Source organism: Roseomonas sp. OT10 (assembly GCF_020991085.1).
GTDB classification, from domain to species: Bacteria; Pseudomonadota; Alphaproteobacteria; order Acetobacterales; family Acetobacteraceae; genus Roseomonas; species Roseomonas cutis.
This window is the reverse complement of sequence record NZ_CP087719.1, coordinates 1,101,311-1,122,401: the sequence shown is the minus strand read 5'-3', so window position 1 is coordinate 1,122,401 and position 21,091 is coordinate 1,101,311. Positions and strand designations below refer to the sequence as shown.

Sequence of the window (21,091 nt, the reverse complement as noted above, 5' to 3'; positions counted from 1 at the left end):
CGGCCGGCCCTCCCGGCCAGCGATAGGCGGGATGGTGCGGCCGGGGCGCCAAACCGTCCAGGGAGGCCGCATGCCGGACCATGTCGATGCCCCGCCCGCCCCCCGCTTCGTGGTGGCGGAGGTGGCCGCGCGACGCCTGCGCCTGCGCTGCACGGAGGCCGGCACCCTGTCGGCGCCGGCGATCGCCTGGGTCGGCGGGATCGAGGCCGGGCGGGCGGAACGGACCGGCCCCTTCGCCGCGGAGGAGGTGCTGGAGGTGGTGATCGACCGCCTGCCCTGCGCCCCTGCCCCGGCCCTGCTGCGCCTGGGACCGGAGGGCGGGACGGGGGAGCTGGCGCCGCCGCTGGAGCTTGGCGCCGGCAACCTCGCCTGGCGCCTGATGGGGCCGGGCAACCCGGAGCTGGAGGCCCTGGAGCTGCGCCAGGGGCTGCTGCGCGGGACGCTGCTGAACCGGGAGAACGGCTTCTTCGCCCCTGTCCTGGCGGCGCGGGTCCAGGGCGGCCCGCCACGGCCGGTCGCGGCGGAGCCGCCGCAACCCGGGCCGGACGGCGCCGGCCGGGTGCGCTTCGCCCTGGCCCTGCGCGCGGAGGATCTGGATGAGACGGGGATGCAGGTGGAGATCTGGTGCCAGGGCCTGGCCCGGCCCGTCGCCACCTGGGCGCTCGCCCCGGCCTTCCCGGAGCAGGAGGCGGTGCCCGTGCTGGCGGCGCGGCTGCGGGCGGCGGAGCAGGCCTCCGTGCTGCGCGAGGCGCGGCTGCGCCAGGCGATGGAGCAGGGCTTCGCCGAACGCGACGCGCGCTTCGACGGCTTCGTGCAGCACGTGATGGGGCTGCTGGCCGAGGGTGGCGCGCCCGAGCCGCGGATCGGCCCGCCCGAGGCAAGGCTGGAGGCGCTGCGCGCGACCCTGGCCACGCCCCTGCCCGAGCCCGCGCCGCAGCCGGCCGAGCGCGTGCTGCCCTCGGACGACGACCGCTTCACCCTGGGCTGGTACCCGCCCGAGTCGGAATTCCGCTGGATGGGGCCCAGCGGGCTGATCGAGAATCCGGAGCCGGCGCGGCCGGTGGAGCGCGTGCGGCTGAGGCTGCGTCACGTCTATGGCGACGGGCCGCCGCAACTGCTCGCCACGCTCGATGCGCACGGGACCACGCTCACGCTCGAGGCGGTGGCGGACGGCTTCGTGGCGCAGGTCGAACCGGGGGCGGCCGTGGCCTTCGAGGCCCTGCGGCTGGACAGCCTCTCCCACGGCAGCCCGCTGCGCGACGGACACAGCGACGATGCGCGCGAGCTGTCCGTGGCGGTCGGCGAGGTGACCTTCGTCTACGCGGCCTGACCCGGCACCGCCCGGACCGCCGCCTGCCGCTTCGCCTCGCGCGCGGCGACGTAGAGGGCGAGGCGCTTCGCCGCGACCGGCGGGATGCCGTGCTCCGTCACCGGGGGGACGGCAGGCAACTGCTCCGCGAGGTGGCAGGCGGCGAGATGGCTGCCCCCGCCCGGCATCGGGCGCAGCGGCGGGTCCTGTTCCCGGCAGATCGCCACGGCATTCGGGCAGCGGGTGTGGAAGCGGCAGCCGGGCGGCGGGTTCAGCGGGCTGGGCAGGTCGCCGCCCAGCGGGGTGACGGTGCCGCGCAGGGTCGGGTCCGGGCGCGGGATCGCGGCGAGCAGGGCGCGCGTATAGGGGTGGCGGGGCGCCGTGAAGAGGGTGCGCTTGTCCGCGACCTCCACGATGCGGCCGAGGTACATCACCGCGATCCGGTCGGCGACGTGCTTCACCACGGCCAGGTCGTGGGCGATGAACAGGTAGGACAGGCCGAAGCGCTGCTGAAGATCCTTCAGCAGGTTCACCACCTGCGCCTGGATCGAGACGTCCAGCGCGCTGACCGGCTCGTCGCAGACCAGCAGGTCGGGGCGGACGGAAAGGGCGCGCGCGATGCCGATGCGCTGCCGCTGCCCGCCGGAGAACTCGTGCGGGTAGCGCCCCGCATGGAAGGGCTGGAGGCCCACGAGGCGCAGCAGCTCCTGCACCCGGGCGCGCTGGGCGCGGCCGTCGCCCATGCCGTGCACCGCCATGGGCTCGGCGATCGCCTCGCCCACCGTCAGGCGCGGGTTGAGGCTGGCATAGGGGTCCTGGAAGACGATCTGCATGCGCCGCCGCAGCATGCGCAGGGTGGCGCCGCCGGAGCGGCTGACATCCTGCCCGTCGAAGCGCAGCGTGCCGGCGCTGGGCTCGATCAGCCGCATCACCAGGCGCGCGGTGGTGGACTTGCCGCAGCCGGATTCCCCGACCAGCGCCAGGGTCTCGCCCTTGTCCAGCGAGAAGCTGACGCCATCCACCGCCCGCACCGTGCCGCCGCGCGAGAACAGGCCGGCGCCGCGCGCGGGGTAGTGCTTGGCGAGGTCCTCCACCTCCAGCAGCGCGCTCATGCGGACAGCTCCCCCAGGGAGGCTTCGACGGGCGCCCGGAGACAGGCGGCGCGGTGGCCGGGCGCGATCTCCGTCAGCACGGGGTCGGTGCTGCGGCAGGCGCCGATCTCGAAGGGGCAGCGGGGGTGGAAGTGGCAGCCGGGCGGCAGGGCGAAGGGCGGCGGCACGGAGCCGTCGATGGAGAGCAGCCGGTCGCGCTCCTCGTCCAGCCGCGGGATGCTGCCGAGCAGCCCGATCGCGTAGGGGTGCTGCGGATCGGCGAAGAGCGCGGCGGCCGTCGTCTGCTCCACGACGCGGCCGGCATACATCACCGCGACGGTGTCGGCCATCTCCGCGATCACGCCGAGGTCGTGGGTGATGAGGATGACGGACATCCCCGTCTCCGCCTGCAACTCCCGCAGCAGGTCCAGGATCTGCGCCTGCACCGTCACGTCCAGCGCCGTGGTCGGCTCGTCCGCGATCAGCAGCCGCGGCTTGCAGGCCAGCGCCATGGCGATCATCACCCGCTGGCGCATGCCGCCGGAGAGCTGGTGCGGGAACTCGTCGAAGCGCCGCTCCGGCGCGGGGATGCGGACGCGCTTCAGCGCGGCGATGGCCTCGGCCCGCATCGCGCGCTCGGACGCCGTGCGGTCATGCGCCCGCATCGCCTCGACGATCTGGGCGCCCACCGTGTGGACGGGGTTCAGCGAGGTCATCGGCTCCTGGAAGATCATCGCGATCTCGCCGCCGCGTACCTTGCGCATCTCCGCGTCGGAGAGGGCCACGAGGTCGCGCCCGTCCAGCAGCACCCGCCCGGCGGCGATGCGCCCGGGATGCGGGACGAGGCGCATGATCGAGAGCGAGAGCATCGACTTGCCGCAGCCGCTCTCCCCCACGATGCCCAGGGTGCCGCCGCGCGGCACCGCCAGCTCCACCCCGTCCACCGCCGGCAGGTCGCCGGCGGAGGTGCGGAAGACCGTGCGCAGCCCCTCGATCCGGAGCAGCTCGGGCGAGGCGCTCACGACCAGCGGAAGGTCGGCGGCGAGATGCGCTCGGCCGGGCGGTGCGCCCAGTCGCGTTCGGGCACGCCGGGGACCATGCGCTTCTGCGCCTCGTCCAGCGCGGCCGCGGCGGCGCGGAAGTCCATGGTCAGCACCTCGCCATCCTGGACCACCTTCTGCCCATCCACGTAGACCGCCTTCACCGCACGATCCCCGGCGGAATAGATCAGGCTGCGCACGGGGTCGTAGGAGGGCTTCATGCGCGGATGGTCGGCATCGACCAGCACCAGGTCGGCGCGGCAGCCGGGAGCGAGGCGGCCGATATCGTCACGGCCCAGGGCACGGGCGCCGCCGATGGTCGCGGCCTCGAACAGCTCGTTCGTCGTGACGCTGCGCGGATCGGTCGCCTGGGTGCGGGCGAGGTAGGCGGCGAGGCGCATCTCGTCGAGCATGTTGTGCGGGTAGGTGTCCGTGCCCAGGCCCATGTTCACCCCGCGCCGCTTGTAGCGCCCGAAGGTCTTCATGGTGATGCCGCGCCGGGCGAAGACGGTGGGGCAGTGGGCGACGGTGGTGCCCGTCTCCGCCAGGCGTCCGAGGTCGGTGTCGGTGTGCCAGCGGGTGGAGGGGTGGTCGTCGAGGAAGATGCCGTGGCCGATGATGGCGCGGTCGTTCAGCAGGCCGAGGCTGTCCAGCCAGCCGATGGGCGTCAGCCCGTGGCGGCGGGTGATCTCGTGGAATTCGGTGACCGACTGCGCCGCGTGGATCTGCCAGGACAGGCCGCGCGCCTTCGCCTCCTGCGAGGATTCCTTCAGCAGGCCGGCGGAGCAGGTGTCGATCTGCGCCGGCACGACCATGCCGAACAGCCGGCCGCATTCGTGCTGCTGCGCCCGCTCGACCAGGCGCAGCGCCTCCTCCATCGCCTTCTCGCCGGCGCCCTCGTCCCACTCGTACTCCACCACATGGCCGTTCTTCGTGTACCAGCGGGCGGAGCGGAACATGGGCGCGAGGCAGACTCGCATGCCGCTCTCGGCCAGCAGGTCCAGCCAGCCGGGATGCGCCATGGAGAGGTCGGCAACGGTGGTGACGCCGGAAAGCAGCAGCTCGCTCAGCGCCACGCGCACGCAGTGCGACGCCGCCTCGCCCTCAGCGCGGAAGATCGGCAGGTATTCGTAGAGGGAGGAGTTGTAGAAGCCGGGGGAGCCGATCTCGTCGATCAGCCCCTTGTTCATCGGCTCGCTGGAGGGGTGGGAGTGGATGTTGACGAGGCCGGGCATGACCAGCAGCCCACGCCCGTCGATCTCCTCCTCCGCCGGGCCGGCGTAGTTGCGGCCGACGAAGGTGAGGGTGCCGCCGTCATAGGCCAAATCCCCGCCGGTCAGGTAGGTGTGCTGCTTCTCCGACGTGTCCCAGGCGACGACGACGTCGGCGTTGCGGATGACGGTGGCCATGCTCCCCTCCCCCTGCTGCTTCAGCGCGTCAGCCGGATGTCGAGCATCTTGTAGAGCCCGACCCCGTAGATGCCATGCGCCCGCGCGCCCTCCACCCGCTGCGCGGAGGCGATCCAGAGCTGCTCGCGCGAGAGGGGCGTCCAGACGTTCGCCTCGGTCAGCCGGCGTTGCAGCTCGCCGATGGCCTTGTTGCGGGTCGCCTCGTCCAGCGCCGACTTGGCCTCGCGCAGCAGCCGGTCCGTGTCGGGATCGACCCAGTTCATGCGGTTCGGCGTCGGGCGGTTGTTGCTGTCGAAGTAGAGGGCGAGCGCATCGGTGGCCGAGACATAGGGGTAGGACATGAAGAAGGCGTCGAACTCCTGCGTCGCCAGCTTGCCCCAGACCGCCGTGGCGTCCCAGAGCTGCACGCGCATCTCGATCCCGACGCGGCGGAGGTCCGCCTGGATCGCCTCCGCCTGCACGCGGTTGACCTGGCCCTGGGTGCCGTAGAGCAGGAAGGTCGCGCGCTGGCCGTCCTTCACCCGGATGCCGTCAGGCCCCGGCTTCCAGCCGGCCGCGTCCAGCACGCGGCGCGCCTCCTCCGGGTTGAAGCCCGGCATCTCCCGCGCCGCCTCGGCGCTGTAGCCGGAGGTATTGGGGTTGACGATGGCATTCGCCGGGTCCGCCACGCCGAAGAAGGCCGCCTTGGTCACCGCGTCGCGGTTGATCGCGAGGTTCATCGCCCGGCGCACCTCCGGGTCGTTCATCACGGGCTTGTCCACCTTGAAGCCCATGAAGTAGTCCCAGAAGTAGTTCTCCTGCTGGCTCATCTTCACCGTGGGCACGTTGCGCATCTGCTGCACGGCGAAGTACGGGAGGTACTGGGTGATGTCCGCCTGCCCGGTCTGGATCGCGGCCATGCGGGTGTTCTGCTCCGGCATGATGCGCCAGACGACGCGCTCCACCTGCGGCGCCGGGTTGCGGTAGATCGGCGGGCCCCAATTGTAGCCCTCGTGCCGCGTCACGGTGAATTCCTGGCGCGGCTTCCACTCGCCCCAGCAATAGGGGCCGGTGCCGTTGAAGCCCTGGACGCCGAAATTCGCGCCCAGCCGCTCCACCGTCGCCTGATCCACGATCGAGGCCATGAACAGGGTGAGCTGGTAGAGCAGCTCGCCATAGGGCTGCGTCAGCTCGTACTCGACCGTGAAGTCGTCGACCGCGCGGACCTCCTTCACCGGGCCGGCGCGCCAGCGCACGGGGGAGCGGGTGGCGGGGTCGAGCCAGCGGTTGATGCTGTAGACGACGTCCTTCGCCGTGAAGGGCTTGCCGTCGCAGAAGCTGACGCCGCGCTTCAGCTTGAAGGTGTAGAGCTTGCCGTCCTCGCTGACCGTCCAGCTCTCGGCGAGGCCCGGGCGCACCGTCTTGCCGTCCCAGTCCAGCGAGACCAGCGTGTCGGCCAGCATGTAGACCAGCTCACCCGCCGCGCGCGACGTCGTGCGGGGCGGGTCGTAATGGTCGGAATCGATCTCCCGCACCACGACCAGGGTGTTGCGCGGCGCGGGCTGGGCCAGCGCCCCGGCGGCCGGCAGCAGGGTGGCGAGGCCCAGCAGGCCGGTGGCGAGCGTCTTCTTCACGGATGCTTCTCCTGCTTCAACGGGTCAGCCGGATGTCGAGGCCCTTGTAGAAGGCCACGCCGTAGATGCCGTGCGGCCGGGCGCCCTCCACCCGCTGCGCGGCCACGCTCCAGAGCTGCTGGCGCACCAGCGGCAGCCAGACGTTGTTCTCCGCGATCCGGCGCTGGAGCTGGCCGATCATCGTGGCGCGCTGGGCCGGGTCCACCGCCGTGCGCGCGCCCACCAGCCACTGGTCCGTCTGCGGGTCGTTCCAGTTCATCCGGTTCGGCGTCGGCCGGTTGGCGGAATGGAAGTAGAGCGAGAAGGCGTCGGTGGCCGACATGTAGGGGTAGGACATGACGAAGGCGTCGAATTCCTGCGTCGCCAGCTTGCCCCAGGCCACGGTCGCGTCCCAGAGCTGCACCTTCATCTCGATGCCGATGCGGCGCAGGTCCGCCTGCACCGCCTGCATCATGCCGTTGTTGATCTGGGTCTGGATGCCGTAGACGGTGAAGGCGGCGCGCTGCCCGTCCTTCACCCGCACGCCGTCCGGCCCGGCGACCCAGCCCGCCGCGTCCAACTCCTTGCGCGCCTCGGCGGGGTCGAAGCCCGGCGTCTCCTTCGCCGCCTGGGCGTCGTAGTCCAGCACGTTGGGGTTGAGGTAGGCATTGGCCGGATCGCCGGCGCCGAAGAACACGGCCTTGGTGATGGCGGCGCGGTCCACGGCGAGGTTGACGGCGCGGCGGATGGCAGGATCGCTCACCACGGGCTTGTCCACCTTGAAGCCCATGAAGTGGTCGAAGAAATGCACCTCCTGCCGCGCCAGCTTCAGGGTCGGGGTGCGGCGCAGCCCGTCCAGCGCGTACCAGGGAATCCATTGCGTCAGGTCGCCCTGCCCCGCCTGCATCGCCGCGAGGCGCGTGTTCGCCTCGGGGATCACGCGCAGGACGATGCGCTCCACCTGCGGCGAGGGGTTCTGGTACAGCGGCGGGCCCCAGTTGTAGGTGGGATGCTTCGTCAGCACCATCTCCTGGCGCGGGTTCCAGCTCGCCCAGCAATAGGGGCCGGTGCCGTTGAAGCCCTGCGACCCGAAGTTGGTGCCCAGCCGCTCCACCGTCGCCTGGTCCACGACGCTGCCGAAATACATGGTGAGCTGCGCCAGCAGGTCGCCGAAGGGCTCCTTCAGCCGGTACTCCAGCGTGTGGTCGTCGAGGGCCTTGACCTCCTCGATCGGCCCGGCGCGCCAGCGCGACGGCGAGCGCGTCGCGGGATCGGCCCAGCGGTTGATGCTGTAGGCGACGTCCTTCGCGGTCAGCGGCTTGCCGTCGCAGAAGGTGACGCCCCGGCGGATCTTGAAGGTGTAGGTCCGGCCGTCCTCGCTGACGGTCCAGCTTTCGGCGAGGCCGGGGCGGATGGTGCGCTGGTCCCAGTCCATTGAGACCAGCGTGTCGCTCATCAGGTAGATCGCCTCGCCCGCGGCCAGCGCCGTGGTGCGCGCGGGGTCGTAGGTGTCGGCGTCGATCTCGCGCAGGATCGTCAGCGTGTTGCGCGGCGTCGCCTGGGCCAGCGCCTCCGCCGCCGGCATGGCGGCGCCCACGGCCAGCAACGCGGCCCCGAACAGCTTTCGCATCCCCATTCTCCCGGTCACACGCGCAGCCGGGGATCGAGCGCGTCGCGCAGCGCATCCCCGAGGATGTTGAAGGCCAGCACGATCACGAAGATCGCGATAGACGGAATGATGGCGATGTGCGGCGCGAAGAACAGGAAGTTGCGCCCCTCGCTCGCCATCGCGCCCAGTTCCGCCTCCGGCGGCTGCGCGCCCAGGCCGAGGAAGGAGAGCGCGGAGCCGAGCAGGATCACCTGCCCGAAGCGCAGCGTCGCGAAGACGAAGATGGAGGAGAGGCAGTTCGGCGCCAGGTGCCGCAGGATCAGCCGCGCGTCGGACATGCCCGTGGCGCGCGCGGCCTCGATGTAGTCCTGTCCCATCACCACCAGCGCGGCGCCGCGGGCGATGCGCGCCATCAGCGGCACGGTGGCGACCGACAGCGCCAGGATCACCGCCATGGTGCCGGGACCGAAGATGGCGGCCAGCGCGAGGCCGAACAGGATGGCGGGGAAGGACAGCATCACGTCCATCAGCCGCATCAGCAGCCCGTCCAGCCGTGGCCAGAAGGCGGCGGCGAAGCCGATCAGGACGCCCAGCCCCCCGCCCAGCAGCAGCGCGGCGCCGCCCATCAGCAGGCTGGTGCGCGTGCCGTAGAGCAGGCGGGTGATCATGTTGCGTCCCTGGCTGTCCGCCCCGAGCAGCAGCCCGGGCTCGCCCGGCGCCCGGAGCGCCATCGACAGGTCGTTGTCGTAGGGATCGGTCGGCGCCAGCCACGGCGCCAGCGCGGCGCCGCCGATCATCAGCACCACCGCCAGCAGGGCGAGCGCCGCCGCCGGGTCGCGCAACAGCCGCTTCAGCGTGCCGGGGCGCTGCGGCGGGGTGGGCGCGACCACCTCCTCCGGCGTCGGGATGGCGTCCGCCTGGGCGGCGCTCATCGGGCGCGCATCCGCGGGTCGAGGGCCGAGTACAGCACGTCCACCGCCAGGTTGATGAGGATGAAGCCCAGGCTCAGCACCAGGATGGTGCCCTGCGCCATGGGGAAGTCCGAGGACAGGATCGCCCCCACCGCGAGGCGCCCGACGCCGGGCCAGGAAAAGACCGTCTCCGTCACCACAGCGCCGCCGAGCAGGAAGCCGATCTGCAACCCGATCAGCGTCACCACGGGGATCAGCGCGTTGCGCAGCGCGTGGTGCAGCACGACGGAGAACTCGCCCAGACCCTTCGCCCGCGCGGTCCGCACATGGTCGGCGCCGAGGACGTCCAGCACGGCGGTGCGGGTCATGCGCGCCACCGGCCCGATGAAGGTGCCGCCCAGCGCGATGGCCGGCAGGGTGATGGCCATGATGCCGTCCCAGCTCCAGAGCGGCCCGCCGCGCCCGGTAAAGGGGAAGATCTGGTAGGTGAAGCCCAGCAGCCAGATCAGCATCAGCGCCAGGAAGAACACCGGCATGGTCGCGGCCGCCACCGCCACCGCCATCACCGCCCGGTCGAACAGCGAGCCGCGCCAGTAGGCCGCCGCGGTGCCGAGCAGGATGCCCAGCGGGATCGACCAGAACAGGCTGGCGACCATCAGCTCCAGCGTCGGGCCGATGGTCGCCGCCAGCTCCTGCGTCACGGGGACGTTGTTGATCAGCGACACGCCCAGGTCGCCTTGCAGCAACCGCAGCAGGTACAGGCCGAACTGCTTCCACAGCGGCTCGTCCAGCCCCATGTCGGCGCGGATCGCGGCGATCACGTCCGGCGTGGCGTTGGCCCCGGCGCGCACCGTCGCCGGGTCGGTCGGCACCACCTGCAACAGCAGGAAGCCCACCAGCAGCACGCCGAGCAGGACCGGGATCGTGAGAAGCAGTCGCTGCAAGGCATGCCGGGCCATGTCAGCCGCCGCCCCCCTCGCCGTTCCGGTCGAAGATCACGGCGCCGCCGCGCAGCGTCAGGTCGCAGCGCGTCTCCAGCAGCGCCTCGGGCGGGCCGTCGAAGATGTCGCGCGACAGCACGGCGACGTCGCCCAGCATCCCCGGCTCCAGCGTGCCGCGCCGGTTCTCCGCGAACTGGCTGAAGGCGCCGCACCAGGTGTAGCAGTGGACGGCCTGCTCGACGGTGATGGCCTCCTCCGGCCCGATCTCCGTCCCCTTCACCGTCTTCCGCGTGACCATGGTGTAGAGGTTCACGAAGGGATCGGGCGTGCAGACCGGCGCGTCGGAGCTGGCGGAGGGGTGGTGCCCCTCCGCCAGCCAGGTGCGCATGGGGTAGGAGGCGGCGCTGCGCTCGTAGCCCAGGTTGCGGATGTAGACGTCGCCGAACTCGTAGATGAAGGTCGGCTGCGGCACCGGCAGGATGCCGTGCGCCAGCATCCGCCGCCGCTGGTCGCGGTTGAGAAAGCCGCAGTGCTCGATGCGGTGCCGGCGGCCGTCGATCCCGTGCTCCGGCGAATCCGCGGCTTCCATCCCCGACAGCACCTGCTCGATCGCCGCGTCGCCGATGGCGTGGATGTCGAGCTGCCAGCCCTGCTTGTGGTACTGCAGCAGCAGCGCATGCATCGTCGCGTCGGGGAAGCAGAAGAGGCCCGTGCCGCCGCCCGCCTCCTCGCGGTAGGGCTCGAACATCGCCGCCGTCAGCCCGCCGGCCGAGCCGTCGCCGAAGACCTTCACCGCGCCCCAGGTCAGGATCTCCGGCTTCGTGCCGTCCTGCTCCGCCGCCTTGCGCGGGGCGCGGTCGCCCACCGCCATCCAGTCGCCGGGGCGCATGCCCTCGTCCCAGGCGGCGTTCGCGATGCCCTCGGGATTGCCGGCCAGCACCTGCCACATCCGCAGCGGCAGGCGCCCTTCGGCGACCGCGCGGTGATAGGCGGCGACCTCCTTCAGCCCCGCCGTCATGCCCACGTTCATGTCGCTCGCGGCCGCGAAGCCCAGCGAGGCGAGGTGGCGCGCCCCGGCCTCGATCGCCGCGACCATGGCATCCTCGCCCGGCTCCGGCACCACGTCGCGGATCAGCCGCTGCGCCTGCTCGGCCAGCAGGCCGGTCAGCTCGCCGTTGCGGCGCCCGATGGCCCCGCCCTCCGGGTCGGGCGTGTTGTGCCCGATCCCCGCCAGCGCCAGCGCCGCGCGGTTGCCCACGCCCAGATGGCCGCAGGTGCGGACGATGTAGACGGGGTGCTCCGGCGCCACCCGGCTCAGCTCGTCCGCCGTGGGATGGCGGCCGACATCGAGGATGCCGTGGTCGTAGCCGCGGCCGATCACCCATTCGCCCTTCGGCGTCTCCTTCGCCGCCGCGGCGATCCGGCCGAGCAACGCGTCGAGCGTCTTCACCCCGTCATCGGGGCGCAGGTTCACCTGCCGCAGGCCGAGGCCATAGGGCAGCAGGTGCATGTGCGCCTCGTTGAAGGCGGGGATGGCCACCCGGCCGGCGAGGTCGATGCGCCGCGCCTCCGGCCCGGCGGCGGCCTCCACCTCCGCCGCCGTGCCGACGGCGGCGACGCGGCCGTCACGGACCAGCAGGGCCTCGGCGAAGCCACCGGACAGGCCGCGGAAGACGCGCCCGCCGGCCAGGAGCCATTCCGTGCTCATGCGCGCCAATCGTCTCCCTTGCCCTCGATCTGGCGCAGCGCCGACTGCCAGGCCATCTCGAAGTGCACGAGCTTCTGCTCGGGGTTGCCGCCGTTGAACTGCGCCGCCGTCTTGAGGCGCACCTCCTCGGGCGGGAAGACCAGCTCGGCCCCGCCCGACATGGCCGCGACCTGCGCCTGGCAGGCGCGCTCCAGGTAGTAGAGCTGGTGGAAGGCCTCGGGGATGGTGCGGCCGCAGGTCAGCAGCCCATGGTTGCGCAGGATCATCGCCTTGTGGGTGCCGAGGTCGGCGACCAGCCGCTCGCGCTCGTCCAGGTCCAGCGCGATGCCCTCGTAGCCGTGATAGGCGAGGTGGCCGTAGAACTTCAGCGCGTGCTGGCTGATCGGCAGCAGCCCGTCCTTCTGGGCGGAGACGGCGATGCCCGCGGAGGTGTGCGTGTGGATCACGCACATCGCGTCGTCGCGGTTCATGTGCACGGCGGAATGGATGGTGAAGCCCGCCGCGTTCACCGGGTTGGACTGCGCGTCGCCATCCACCACGTTGCCGTCCAGGTCGATCTTGACCAGGTCGGACGCCTTCATCTCGTCGAACAGCACGCCGTAGCGGTTGATGAGGAAGTGGTGCTCCTTCCCCGGCAGGCGCGCGCTGATGTGGGTGTAGATCCAGTCGGTCCAGCGGTGATGCGCGACGAGGCGGTAGAGGGCGGCGAGGTCGCAGCGGATGCGCCACTCCTCCTCGGAGATGCCGCGCAGCGCGGCGGGCGAGGTTGCGAGGTTCATGGGGGCGGCTTCCCATCTGCTCCAGGTGGCGGTCGGTGGACGATCCGCCCCCCTTCCCGACCCGTCAACCCGATACCGGGCCGGCAGGGCCGCCGCCTCCAAGCAGGCGCCGTGCCACGGGCCCCGCCGCCGCCCGCTGGACGCTCCGCCCCCCCTCGCCACCCCGCCCGGGGGCTCGCGTTGCGCGGCCCGGAAGGGCGCGGCATAGTCGCCCGGCATGGATGACGGCGAAGCCTGGGATCTGCTGCTGCGCGCCAGGCGCGGCGGCACCGTGCCGGACCATCCGCTGGGCCGGTTGTTCGGCCCCATCCTCATGCCCCCGAACGGTCCCGACGGCTGCGTGGTGCTCGGCCGGCTGGCCCAGAGCCTCGACGGGCGCATCGCCACCGAGTGCGGGGCCAGCCAATGGATCGGCGGGCGCGGCGACATCCTGCACACCCACCGGCTGCGCGCGCTGTGCGACGTGGTGCTGGTCGGCGCCGGCACCGTGGCGGCCGACGATCCCCGCCTGACCACGCGGGAGGCACCGGGGCCCGATCCGGTGCGCGTGGTGCTGGACCCCCACCGCCGCCTGCCTGCCACCCACCGCGTCTTCGCCGGCGGGCCGCCCACCCTGCTCGCCTGCCGGGAGGGCGCGCCGGGCGAGCCGCGCCACGGGGAGGCGGAGGTGCTGCGCCTTCCCCCCGGGGAGGAAGGCGTCGCCCTGCCCGCCTTGCTGCAGGCCCTGGCGGCGCGCGGGCTGCGGCGGATCTTCGTGGAGGGGGGTGGCATCACCGTCTCCCGCTTCCTCGCCGCCGGGCTGCTGGACCGGCTGCACGTCACGGTGGCGCCGCTGATCCTGGGGTCCGGCCGCGCCGCCTTCAGCCTGCCCACCGCGACCCGGATCGCGGACGGGCTGCGCTTCGCCTGGACGGTGCATCCGCTGGGCCAGGACGTGCTCTTCGACATCCCGCTCGACCGCGCAAGGCCAGGGGCGTGCCGCTGACCGCACGGGCCCTCTGGACCGTCGCCCCCGGCCATGCCGAGCTGCGCGAGGAGATCCTGCCCGAGCCGGGGCCGGACCAGGCGCTGGTCCGCATGCTGGCCAGCGGCGTGTCGCGCGGGACGGAGCGGCTGGTGCTGCACGGCCGGGTGCCGCGCAGCCAGTGGGCGACGATGGGCGCCCCCCTGATGGAAGGCGCGCTCCCCTTCCCGGTGAAGTACGGCTACGCCGCCGTCGGGCTGGTCGAGGCCGGGCCGGAGCCGCTGATGGGCCGGCGGGTCTTCTGCCTGCATCCGCACCAGGACCGCTTCCTGGCCCCTGCCGCGATGTGCATCCCCGTCCCCGATGCCGTGCCCGACACCCGCGCCGTGCTGGCGGCGAACATGGAAACGGCGCTCAACATCGTCTGGGATGCGCGGCCGCTGCCGGGGGAGCGGGCGCTGGTGATCGGGGCGGGGGTGGTGGGCCTGCTCACGGCCTGGCTGCTCTCCCGCATCCCGGCGCTGGACCTCGCGCTGGTGGACGTCGATCCACGCCGGCGGGAGGTCGCCGCCCGGCTGGGCCTGCGCCTCGTCGCGCCGGGGGAGGCACCGGAGGAGCGGGAACTGATCGTCCATGCCAGCGCCAGCGCCGAGGGGCTGCAGCTCGCCCTGCGCTGCGCCGCGATGGAGGGGCGCATCCTGGAGGCGTCCTGGTTCGGCGACCGTGCCGTGCCGCTGCCGCTCGGCGAGGCCTTCCACGCGCGGCGGCTCTCCCTGCTCTCGACCCAGGTCGGGCAGGTGGCGCCCGCCATGCGGGGCCGGCGGAGCCATGTGGAGCGCCTCGCCCTGGCCCTGTCGCTGCTGCGCGAACCGGCGCTGGACGCGCTGTGCGGGCCCCTGGTCGCCTTCCCGAAGCTGGCGGACTCCCTCCCCGGGCTGCTCGACGCGCCGGCGGGAGGCGCCGCGCCGCTCTGCCCGGTGGTGCTGTACTAACGCCCGGCCGCGGCCCGTCGCGACGGATCATGCCTTGGCGTTCCGCGCATCGCCGCCATAAAGAGCGACATCCGCGTGCAGAGGGGTCGCCCCGCGTGTTCAGCCTGACCGTCGCAGACCACATCATGATCGCCCATTCCTTCCGCGGGGAGGAGTTCGGCCCCGCGCAGCGCGTGCACGGCGCGACCTTCGTGGTGGAGGCGGAGTTCCGCGCGCCGCGCCTGGATCCGGCGAACCTGCTGGTGGATATCGGCGCCGCCCGGGTGGAGCTGCGCCGGGTGCTGGACGCGCTGGACTACCGCAACCTGGATGACGTGCCGGGCTTCGCCGGGCAGAACACCACCACGGAGTTCCTCTGCTTCCATATCCATGGCGCGCTGTGCGACGCGCTGCGGGAGGGGCGGCTCGGCGAGGGCGGGAAGCAGGTGCGCGGGCTGAAGGTGCTGCTGCGCGAGAGCCCGCTCGCCTGGGCGGCCTACGAGGCGCTGGTCGAGGCCGCGCCGGGCCCGGCGGTGCGCTCGGCGTGAGGATCGCCTTCATCGTCCCCACGCCCTTCGACGCGGTCAGCGGCGGCTATGGCTACGACCGCCGCCTCGTCGCCGGGCTGCGCGCGCTGGGGCATGCGGTGCGGGTGGTGGAGCAGGCGGGGCGGCACCCGCTGCCGGACGACGCCGCGCTGGCGGATGCGCGCGCGGTGCTGGATGCCGCCGCGCCGGACGAGGTGCTGGTGATCGACGGGCTGGGCCTGCCGGCCTTCCACCCGCTGGTGGAGAGGCTGGAGCGTCGCCGCGCCGTGGCGCTGATCCATCACCCGACCGCCATCGAGCCCGGCGTGCCGGAGCAGGCCAAGGCGGCGCTGAAGGAGCACGAGCGGCTGCTCTTCCCGCGCATGGCGCGCCTCGTGACCACCTCCCGCCTCACCGCCGCGCGGCTGCCGGAGGAGTTCGGCACCGATCCCGCGCGCACCGGCGTGGTGGAACCCGGCACCGATCCCGCCCCGCGCGCGGCGGGTTCGGGCGCGGGCCCCTGTGCCATCCTGTCGGTCGGCGTGATCTCGCCGCGCAAGGGGCACGACGTGCTGCTGCGCGCGGTCGGGCGGCTGACCGACCTGGAATGGCACCTGACCATCGCCGGCGGCACGCGCGACGCGCTGCACCGGCGGAGCCTGGACGCGCTGGTGGAGGAGCTGGGCCTGGCCCAGCGCGTCACCTTCGCCGGCGAGGTGACGGGCGAGGCGCTGGAGGCGCTCTGGGGGCGCAGCGACATCTTCGCCCTCGCCTCCTGGTGGGAAGGCTATGGCATGGCCGCGGCCGAGGCGATGGCGCGCGGCCTGCCGCTTGCCCTGTGCAAGGGGGGCGCGCTGGCGGAGCTGATGCCGGCTGCCGCCGGCGTCGCCTCGCCGCCGGGCGATTCCGACAGCCTGTCCAAGGCGCTGCGCCGGGTGATCTACGACCTGCCGCTGCGCCGGAGCATGGCCGAGGCCTCCTGGCAGGCCGGGCAGCGCCTGCCCCGCTGGGAGGACCGGGCGACGGCCTTCGCCGCCGAGCTGGAGCGCGCCGCCGGTGGCTGAGGCCTTCGCGGCCGACTGGCTCGACCTGCGCGAGCCGGCCGATGCCGTCTCGCGCGATGCCGCGCTGGCCGAGGCGCTGGTGGCGGTGCTGCCGCAGCGTCCGACCCTGGTGGATCTCGGCGCCGGCACCGGCAGCCTGTTCCGCTGGCTCGCCCCGCGCATCGGCGGGCCGCAGGCCTGGCTGCTGGTGGATGCCGATGCCGCGCTGGTGGAGCGCGCCTTCGACACCATCGCCGGCCGCGCCGTGCAGGTCGGACTGAAGGTCACCGCGCCGAACAAGCGCGTGCTGCTGGTGCACACGCCGCTGGGCGCCTGGCGGGTGGAGGGGCGCATCGCCGACCTCGCCGACACGCCCGACCGCCTGCCGCTGGAGCGCGCGGATGCGGTGGTGTGCAGCGCGCTGCTCGATCTCGTCTCCCGCCCCTGGCTGGAGGACCTGGCCGACGTGCTGGAGGTGCCCTTCTACGCCGCGCTGAACGTGGACGGGCGCGACCGCTTCCTGCCGCCGCACCCGGCGGACGGGATCGTCGCCCGCGGCTTCCGGCGCGACCAGGCGCGCGACAAGGGCTTCGACGGCACCGCGCTGGGGGCGGAGGCGACGCGCTTCGCCGCCGCGGCCTTCCGCGACCGCGGCTTCGCCGTGGCCACCGCGCCCTCCCCCTGGCAGCTCGGCCCGGGGCAGGCGGCGCTGGTCGCGGCGCTTGCGGCGGGCCATGCGGCCGCGGCAGGCCAGCGGCTGCCCGGCCGCCGCGCGGCGATCCGTGCCTGGCACCGCGCGCGGGCCCTGCAGGCGGCGCAAGGGCGGCTGCGCGCGACGATCGGCCATCGCGACCTGCTGGCCTTGCCGCCGGGCTGAGCGCCGATCAGACTCCGCCGAACCGTGAGGGAGGAGGATCACCATGCCGCTGCTCGGCTGCGTCGCCGATGATTTCACGGGGGCGACCGACCTCGCCTCCATGCTGGTCCGCAACGGGATGCGGACGGTGCAGGTGATCGGCGTCCCCGAGGGGCCGCTGCCCGAGGCCGATGCCGTCATCGTCGCGCTGAAGTCGCGCACCGCGCCCGTGGGCGAGGCGGTGGCGCAGTCGCTGGCGGCGCTGGACGCGCTGCTCGCGGCGGGCGCGAAGCAGGCCCTGTTCAAGATCTGCTCCACCTTCGACAGCACCGATGCGGGGAATATCGGCCCCGTGGCGGATGCGCTGCTGCACCGGCTGCAGGCCGGCTTCGCCCTGGCCTGCCCCGCCTTCCCGGCCAATGCCCGCAGCGTCTACCAGGGCCATCTCTTCGTCGGCAGCGCGCTGCTGAACGAGAGCGGGATGGAGAACCATCCCCTGACCCCCATGCGCGATCCCAACCTGGTGCGGGTGCTGTCGCGGCAGACGGACGGCACGGTGGGGCTGGTCCCCTTCGCGGTGGTGGAGCGCGGCGCGGCGGCGATCCGTGGCGAGATGACGCGGCTGGCGGAGTCGGGCCGGCGCTACGCCATCGTGGACGCGGTGACGGACGCGCATCTGATGGCGATCGGCGAGGCGGCGGCGGCGCATCCGCTGATCGTCGGCGGCTCCGGCATCGCCATGGGGCTACCGGCGAACTTCCGCGCCGCCGGACTGCTGCCGGAACGCGGCGATGCCGGCGTGCTGCCCGCGCCCTCCGGCACCTGCGCCGTCATCGCCGGCTCCTGCTCCCGCGCGACGCTGGGGCAGATCGGCGTGGCACGCGAGCATGTGCCGGTGCTGGAGCTGGACCCGCTCGCCCTGCCGGATGCGTCGGCGCTGGCCGACGCCGCGCTGTCCTGGGTGGACGGCAAGCTCTCCGCGGAACGGCCAGTGGTCATCGCCGCTTCCGCCGCGCCGGAGAAGGTTGCGACGTTGCAGCAGCGGCTGGGGCGCGACGCGGCCGGCAGCCTGGTGGAACACGCGCTGGCGGAGATCGCGGCGGGGCTCGTCGCCCGCGGCGTGGGACGCCTGGTGGTGGCCGGCGGCGAGACCTCCGGCGCCGTGGTCCAGCGCCTGGGCATCCGCGCCCTGCGCATCGGGCCCGAGATCGCGCCGGGCGTGCCCTGGACGGTCGCGGAGGGCAGCGGCACGCGGGACACGCTGCACCTCGCCCTGAAGTCGGGAAACTTCGGCGGGCGCGACATGTTCGTCACCGCCTTCTCGCCGCAGGGCTGAGCGGCGCGGCCGAGGCCGCCGCGGATCAACGGGCCGCCACGAAAAAGGGCGCCGCGGTGACGCGGCGCCCTTTCCGTGCCGTCGCGGCCGATCCCGGCCGCGACGCGACGACTCAGCTCTCGCTGTCGGTCCCGCCGGTCATCGGCATGTCGGCGGCCGGCATGTCGGCGGAGCTGGCGGCGGCCGCCTCGGCCTTGCGGCGGGCGCGCGTGGCGGCCGCCTTCTTCGCCGCCTCGGAACGCGAGGAGGAGGCGGCGGTGCCGCGCGTGCTGGTGCTGCGCTTCGCCGTGGCGGTCGCCGGCTTGCGGGCGGTCGCCGTCTTGCGCGTGGTGGCGGCGCGGGCGGCGGGCTTGCGGGCGGTGGTCGCCGTCGCCCGGGTCGCCGACTTGCGGGCGGTGGTGGCGCGCTTCGCCGCCGGCTTGGCCGCCGCGCGGGTGGAGGTGCGCGCCGCCGTCTTGCGCGCGGTGGTGGCGCGCTTCGCCGCCGGCTTGGCTGCCGCGCGGGTGGAGGTGCGCGCCGCCGTCTTGCGCGCGGCAGGCTTGCGCGCCGCGGTGCTGCGGGCCGCCGGCTTCTTGGCAGCGGTGGCGCGGCTGGCGGGCTTGCGCGCGGCGGTGCTGCGGGCCGCCGGCTTCTTGGCGGCGGTCGCGCGGCTGGCGGTGGCCTTCTTCGCCGCCGGCTTCTTGGCGGCGGGCTTCTTCGCCGCCGTGCTGCGCGCCGCGGGCTTGGCCGCCGCCTTGCGCCCGGCCGTGCTGGCCTTGCGCGTGCCGCTGCCGCTGCTGCGCCGCGTCGTGCTCATGGCCATCGCCATGGCCTGCGGGGTCTTCGTCTCTTCGCTCATGCTCAGGATCTCCTGGTCAGGTCTTGCTCGGGTGCAGGGACGCCCGTCGGGGGAGCGCAACGCGGCAACGCGCGTCTCCCCGGCAGGGCTTCACAGCGCTCGGTACGGCACCATGCATTCCGCCGCGCGTGGCGGCGGCGACGCGCCGGACGGGAACTTGCTTCGCTGCCGTGCCGCTCCGCCGCGCCAGGGGCGCGGCCGGTGAGGCGACGAAGCCGGTCGTCCTGTCCAACCGCCAGCGGTCCATGGACCGTTCCTCTGCACTGCAACGCTTCGTGTCCCTCGCTCCTCGCGTCGGGCCTCCCTGCAGGAGGCCTTGCCGTGTCGGGCCTTCGCGAATCGCGCGGACGATGGCGCGCACGGAACGCTATCGGGACGCGCTCTGTGCTTGTCAATGAAAACGCCCGTCGCACACGCGCATTTTTCCGACGCGCATGACGAGCTGCAGGAGCACGCGCGTTGCCCGGTGGCGTTGCCGGACGCCGGACGGCGGCGGCGCATCGCGCGGGATGCAGACGCCTTGCGGGAAGACGCCGGCGTGCCGGCTGCGCGCGACGGTGCGGGAGAGGCAACGTGGATCGCGCGCCGTGCCATTCCCGCGCCTCCGTTCGCGGCGGCGCGCGACGCGACGCGCCCCGGAATGCGGCGCCGATGTGGCGCCCTCCTGTCGGCGTGACGCGTGTCGCCGGCGGGGATAGCCTCTGCCGCATCGCCGCTGCCCGCCGTACGGCGGCCCAGGCGGATGGAGAGGACGCACCGAACGTGACCGAGCAACCGCAGCCCTTCGACCTCGTCGTGCAAGGCACGCTGGTGTTCAGCGACCACCTGCTGCCGGATGGCTGGGTCGCGGTGCGTGGCGGCGCCATCGCCGGAACCGGCCAGGGCGCGCCGCCACCGGCCCGGCAGGTCGCCGACCACCGCGGCCGCCTGGTGCTGCCGGGGCTGGTGGACGGGCACATGCACACCGGCAGCGCCGTCGGCTTCCCCGGCATCGAGGGCGCCACCTCCTCCGCCGCGGCGGGTGGCGTCACCACCTGCGTCGACATGCCCTACGACGTGCCGCAGGCGGTGACGGACGCGACGATCTTCCGCGAGAAGGTCGGCTGGGTGGAGCGGCTGGCGCATGTCGACGTCGCCCTCTACGGCACCATCCGCAAGACCGGCGGGGTTGATGCCATCGCCGGGCTGGCGGAGGCCGGTGCCTGCTCCTTCAAGCTCTCGACCTATGAGTACGATGCCAACCGCTTCCCGCGCATCGACCACCCGACCATGGTCGCGGCCTTCCGCGAGATCGCGAAGACGGGCCGCATGGTCTCCGTCCACAACGAGGACCAGGAGCTGGTGGAGCAGCTGACGGCGGCGGCGAGGGCGGAGGGGCGGACGGACCCGATCATGCATTGCCGCACCCGCCCGCCGCTGGCGGAGAGCATGGCCGACCTGGAGATCTTCGAGATGGGGCTGGAGACGGGGGCGCATGTCCACATGGCGCATTCCTCCCTCTCCCGTGGCTTCGACATCGCCGCGGATTTCCGCGCGCGGGGCGGCCGGGCGACGGGCGAGACCTGCCTGCAGTACCTGTGCATGACGGAGGACGACCTGATCCGGTTGGAGGGCTTCGGCAAGTGCAACCCGCCCTTCCGCACCGCGGCGGAGGTGGAGCGGGTCTGGGACTCGCTGCTGTCGGGCCGCGTCGCCTATGTCTCGACCGACCACGCGCCCTGGCCACGGGAGAGGAAGATCTACCGTGGCGACATCTTCGCCGTGGGCGCGGGGCTGACCGGCATGCAGTCCTTCGCGCCGGTGCTGTTCACGCTGCTGGCGGAGCGGGGGCTGCCGCCCTCCCTGATGGCGCTCTACGCCGCCGAGCGGCCGGCCCGCTTCCACGGCCTCTTCCCGAAGAAGGGTGCGCTCGCGCCCGGCGCCGATGCCGATCTCTGCGTGCTGGAGGAAGGCGACTTCACCTTCGACGCCGCCGACATCCGGGACCGCGAGGATGCGCGCTGGTCCCCCTTCGACGGCCGCAGGCTCCGCGCGCGCGTGGCCGCCACCTATCTGCGCGGCGCCTGCGTCTGGGATGGCGGGAGCGTCCTCGCCAGGCCAGGGACGGGGCGCTTCGTGCCGCGCCAGCACGCGCACACATATATAGATGCGGGCTGACGCATCCGCC

18 protein-coding genes are annotated in these 21,091 nt (G+C 73.3%); 8 read left to right on the top strand and 10 right to left on the bottom strand.

Going from position 1 to position 21,091, the window contains the following annotated elements:
- Nucleotides 1–70 precede the first annotated feature (70 nt).
- Complete coding sequence (locus tag LPC08_RS05125) at nt 71–1,330, top strand: hypothetical protein (RefSeq protein ID WP_230451656.1); 1,260 nt, start codon at nt 71–73, stop codon at nt 1,328–1,330.
- On the opposite strand, the gene LPC08_RS05120 is transcribed toward LPC08_RS05125, so the two are convergent.
- Genes LPC08_RS05120 through LPC08_RS05080 form a run of 9 tightly spaced genes read right to left on the bottom strand, consistent with a single transcriptional unit; the run spans nt 1,318 to nt 12,389 of the window.
- Complete coding sequence (locus tag LPC08_RS05120; protein ID WP_230451655.1) at nt 1,318–2,421, bottom strand: ABC transporter ATP-binding protein; 1,104 nt, start codon at nt 2,419–2,421, stop codon at nt 1,318–1,320. The two genes, LPC08_RS05125 and LPC08_RS05120, sit on opposite strands and share 13 nt — an antisense overlap.
- Nucleotides 2,418–3,422: an ABC transporter ATP-binding protein gene (locus LPC08_RS05115; protein WP_230451654.1), complete on the bottom strand. Its 1,005-nt coding sequence runs from the start codon at nt 3,420–3,422 to the stop codon at nt 2,418–2,420. Before LPC08_RS05115 ends, LPC08_RS05120 begins: the two co-directional genes overlap by 4 nt.
- Nucleotides 3,419–4,849, bottom strand: coding sequence for an amidohydrolase family protein (locus LPC08_RS05110; protein WP_230451653.1), 1,431 nt, complete (start codon nt 4,847–4,849; stop codon nt 3,419–3,421). Before LPC08_RS05110 ends, LPC08_RS05115 begins: the two co-directional genes overlap by 4 nt.
- 20 nt (nt 4,850–4,869) lie before the next feature.
- A complete protein-coding gene (locus LPC08_RS05105) occupies nt 4,870–6,462 on the bottom strand; it encodes an ABC transporter substrate-binding protein (protein ID WP_230451652.1) in 1,593 nt (530 codons plus the stop codon).
- A 16-nt stretch (nt 6,463–6,478) separates the two neighbouring features.
- Entirely contained in the window at nt 6,479–8,071 is a 1,593-nt protein-coding gene (locus LPC08_RS05100; protein ID WP_230451651.1) for an ABC transporter substrate-binding protein, read from the bottom strand.
- A 14-nt stretch (nt 8,072–8,085) separates the two neighbouring features.
- Complete coding sequence (locus LPC08_RS05095) at nt 8,086–8,982, bottom strand: ABC transporter permease (RefSeq protein WP_230451650.1); 897 nt, start codon at nt 8,980–8,982, stop codon at nt 8,086–8,088.
- Entirely contained in the window at nt 8,979–9,920 is a 942-nt protein-coding gene (locus LPC08_RS05090) for an ABC transporter permease (protein WP_230451649.1), read from the bottom strand. The genes LPC08_RS05095 and LPC08_RS05090 overlap by 4 nt, the downstream gene beginning before the upstream one ends.
- 1 nt (nt 9,921) lies before the next feature.
- Nucleotides 9,922–11,610, bottom strand: a complete 1,689-nt coding sequence (locus tag LPC08_RS05085; protein WP_230451648.1) for an amidohydrolase — start codon at nt 11,608–11,610, stop codon at nt 9,922–9,924.
- Nucleotides 11,607–12,389, bottom strand: a complete 783-nt coding sequence (locus LPC08_RS05080) for a class II aldolase/adducin family protein (protein ID WP_230451647.1) — start codon at nt 12,387–12,389, stop codon at nt 11,607–11,609. The genes LPC08_RS05085 and LPC08_RS05080 overlap by 4 nt, the downstream gene beginning before the upstream one ends.
- A 217-nt stretch (nt 12,390–12,606) precedes the next feature.
- On the opposite strand from LPC08_RS05080, the gene LPC08_RS05075 reads away from it, so the two are divergent.
- From LPC08_RS05075 to otnK, 6 genes are all read left to right on the top strand, one after another.
- Entirely contained in the window at nt 12,607–13,374 is a 768-nt protein-coding gene (locus LPC08_RS05075) for a RibD family protein (RefSeq protein ID WP_230451646.1), read from the top strand.
- A complete protein-coding gene (locus tag LPC08_RS05070) occupies nt 13,365–14,345 on the top strand; it encodes a zinc-dependent alcohol dehydrogenase (protein WP_370643301.1) in 981 nt (326 codons plus the stop codon). The genes LPC08_RS05075 and LPC08_RS05070 overlap by 10 nt, the downstream gene beginning before the upstream one ends.
- Before the next feature lie 95 nt (nt 14,346–14,440).
- Entirely contained in the window at nt 14,441–14,872 is a 432-nt protein-coding gene (locus LPC08_RS05065; protein WP_230451645.1) for a 6-pyruvoyl trahydropterin synthase family protein, read from the top strand.
- Nucleotides 14,869–15,915: a glycosyltransferase family 4 protein gene (locus tag LPC08_RS05060; RefSeq protein ID WP_230451644.1), complete on the top strand. Its 1,047-nt coding sequence runs from the start codon at nt 14,869–14,871 to the stop codon at nt 15,913–15,915. The genes LPC08_RS05065 and LPC08_RS05060 overlap by 4 nt, the downstream gene beginning before the upstream one ends.
- The gene (locus LPC08_RS05055; RefSeq protein WP_230451643.1) at nt 15,908–16,771 is read left to right on the top strand and encodes a class I SAM-dependent methyltransferase; all 864 of its coding nucleotides are present in this window, start codon (nt 15,908–15,910) and stop codon (nt 16,769–16,771) included. The genes LPC08_RS05060 and LPC08_RS05055 overlap by 8 nt, the downstream gene beginning before the upstream one ends.
- Nucleotides 16,772–16,814: 43 nt before the next feature.
- Nucleotides 16,815–18,086, top strand: a complete 1,272-nt coding sequence (otnK, locus tag LPC08_RS05050) for a 3-oxo-tetronate kinase (protein ID WP_230451642.1) — start codon at nt 16,815–16,817, stop codon at nt 18,084–18,086.
- Between the two features lie 112 nt (nt 18,087–18,198).
- On the opposite strand, the gene LPC08_RS05045 is transcribed toward otnK, so the two are convergent.
- Nucleotides 18,199–18,924 (bottom strand): hypothetical protein, encoded by a 726-nt coding sequence (locus LPC08_RS05045; RefSeq protein ID WP_230451641.1) that lies wholly within the window; start codon nt 18,922–18,924, stop codon nt 18,199–18,201.
- A 762-nt stretch (nt 18,925–19,686) separates the two neighbouring features.
- Between LPC08_RS05045 and LPC08_RS05040 the strand changes: the two genes are divergently transcribed.
- Nucleotides 19,687–21,081, top strand: a complete 1,395-nt coding sequence (locus LPC08_RS05040) for a dihydroorotase (protein ID WP_230451640.1) — start codon at nt 19,687–19,689, stop codon at nt 21,079–21,081.
- The last annotated feature ends 10 nt before the right edge of the window (nt 21,082–21,091 follow it).

Excerpts from the sequence above, each read along its gene's own strand:
- LPC08_RS05125 (WP_230451656.1), top strand. The coding sequence starts at position 71 with ATGCCGGACCATGTCGATGCCCCGCCCGCCCCCCGCTTCGTGGTGGCG.
- LPC08_RS05120 (WP_230451655.1), bottom strand. The coding sequence starts at position 2,421 with ATGAGCGCGCTGCTGGAGGTGGAGGACCTCGCCAAGCACTACCCCGCG.
- LPC08_RS05110 (WP_230451653.1), bottom strand. The coding sequence starts at position 4,849 with ATGGCCACCGTCATCCGCAACGCCGACGTCGTCGTCGCCTGGGACACG.
- LPC08_RS05100 (WP_230451651.1), bottom strand. The coding sequence starts at position 8,071 with ATGCGAAAGCTGTTCGGGGCCGCGTTGCTGGCCGTGGGCGCCGCCATG.
- LPC08_RS05095 (WP_230451650.1), bottom strand. The coding sequence starts at position 8,982 with ATGAGCGCCGCCCAGGCGGACGCCATCCCGACGCCGGAGGAGGTGGTC.
- LPC08_RS05090 (WP_230451649.1), bottom strand. The coding sequence starts at position 9,920 with ATGGCCCGGCATGCCTTGCAGCGACTGCTTCTCACGATCCCGGTCCTG.
- LPC08_RS05085 (WP_230451648.1), bottom strand. The coding sequence starts at position 11,610 with ATGAGCACGGAATGGCTCCTGGCCGGCGGGCGCGTCTTCCGCGGCCTG.
- LPC08_RS05080 (WP_230451647.1), bottom strand. The coding sequence starts at position 12,389 with ATGAACCTCGCAACCTCGCCCGCCGCGCTGCGCGGCATCTCCGAGGAG.
- LPC08_RS05075 (WP_230451646.1), top strand. The coding sequence starts at position 12,607 with ATGGATGACGGCGAAGCCTGGGATCTGCTGCTGCGCGCCAGGCGCGGC.
- otnK (WP_230451642.1), top strand. The coding sequence starts at position 16,815 with ATGCCGCTGCTCGGCTGCGTCGCCGATGATTTCACGGGGGCGACCGAC.
- LPC08_RS05045 (WP_230451641.1), bottom strand. The coding sequence starts at position 18,924 with ATGAGCGAAGAGACGAAGACCCCGCAGGCCATGGCGATGGCCATGAGC.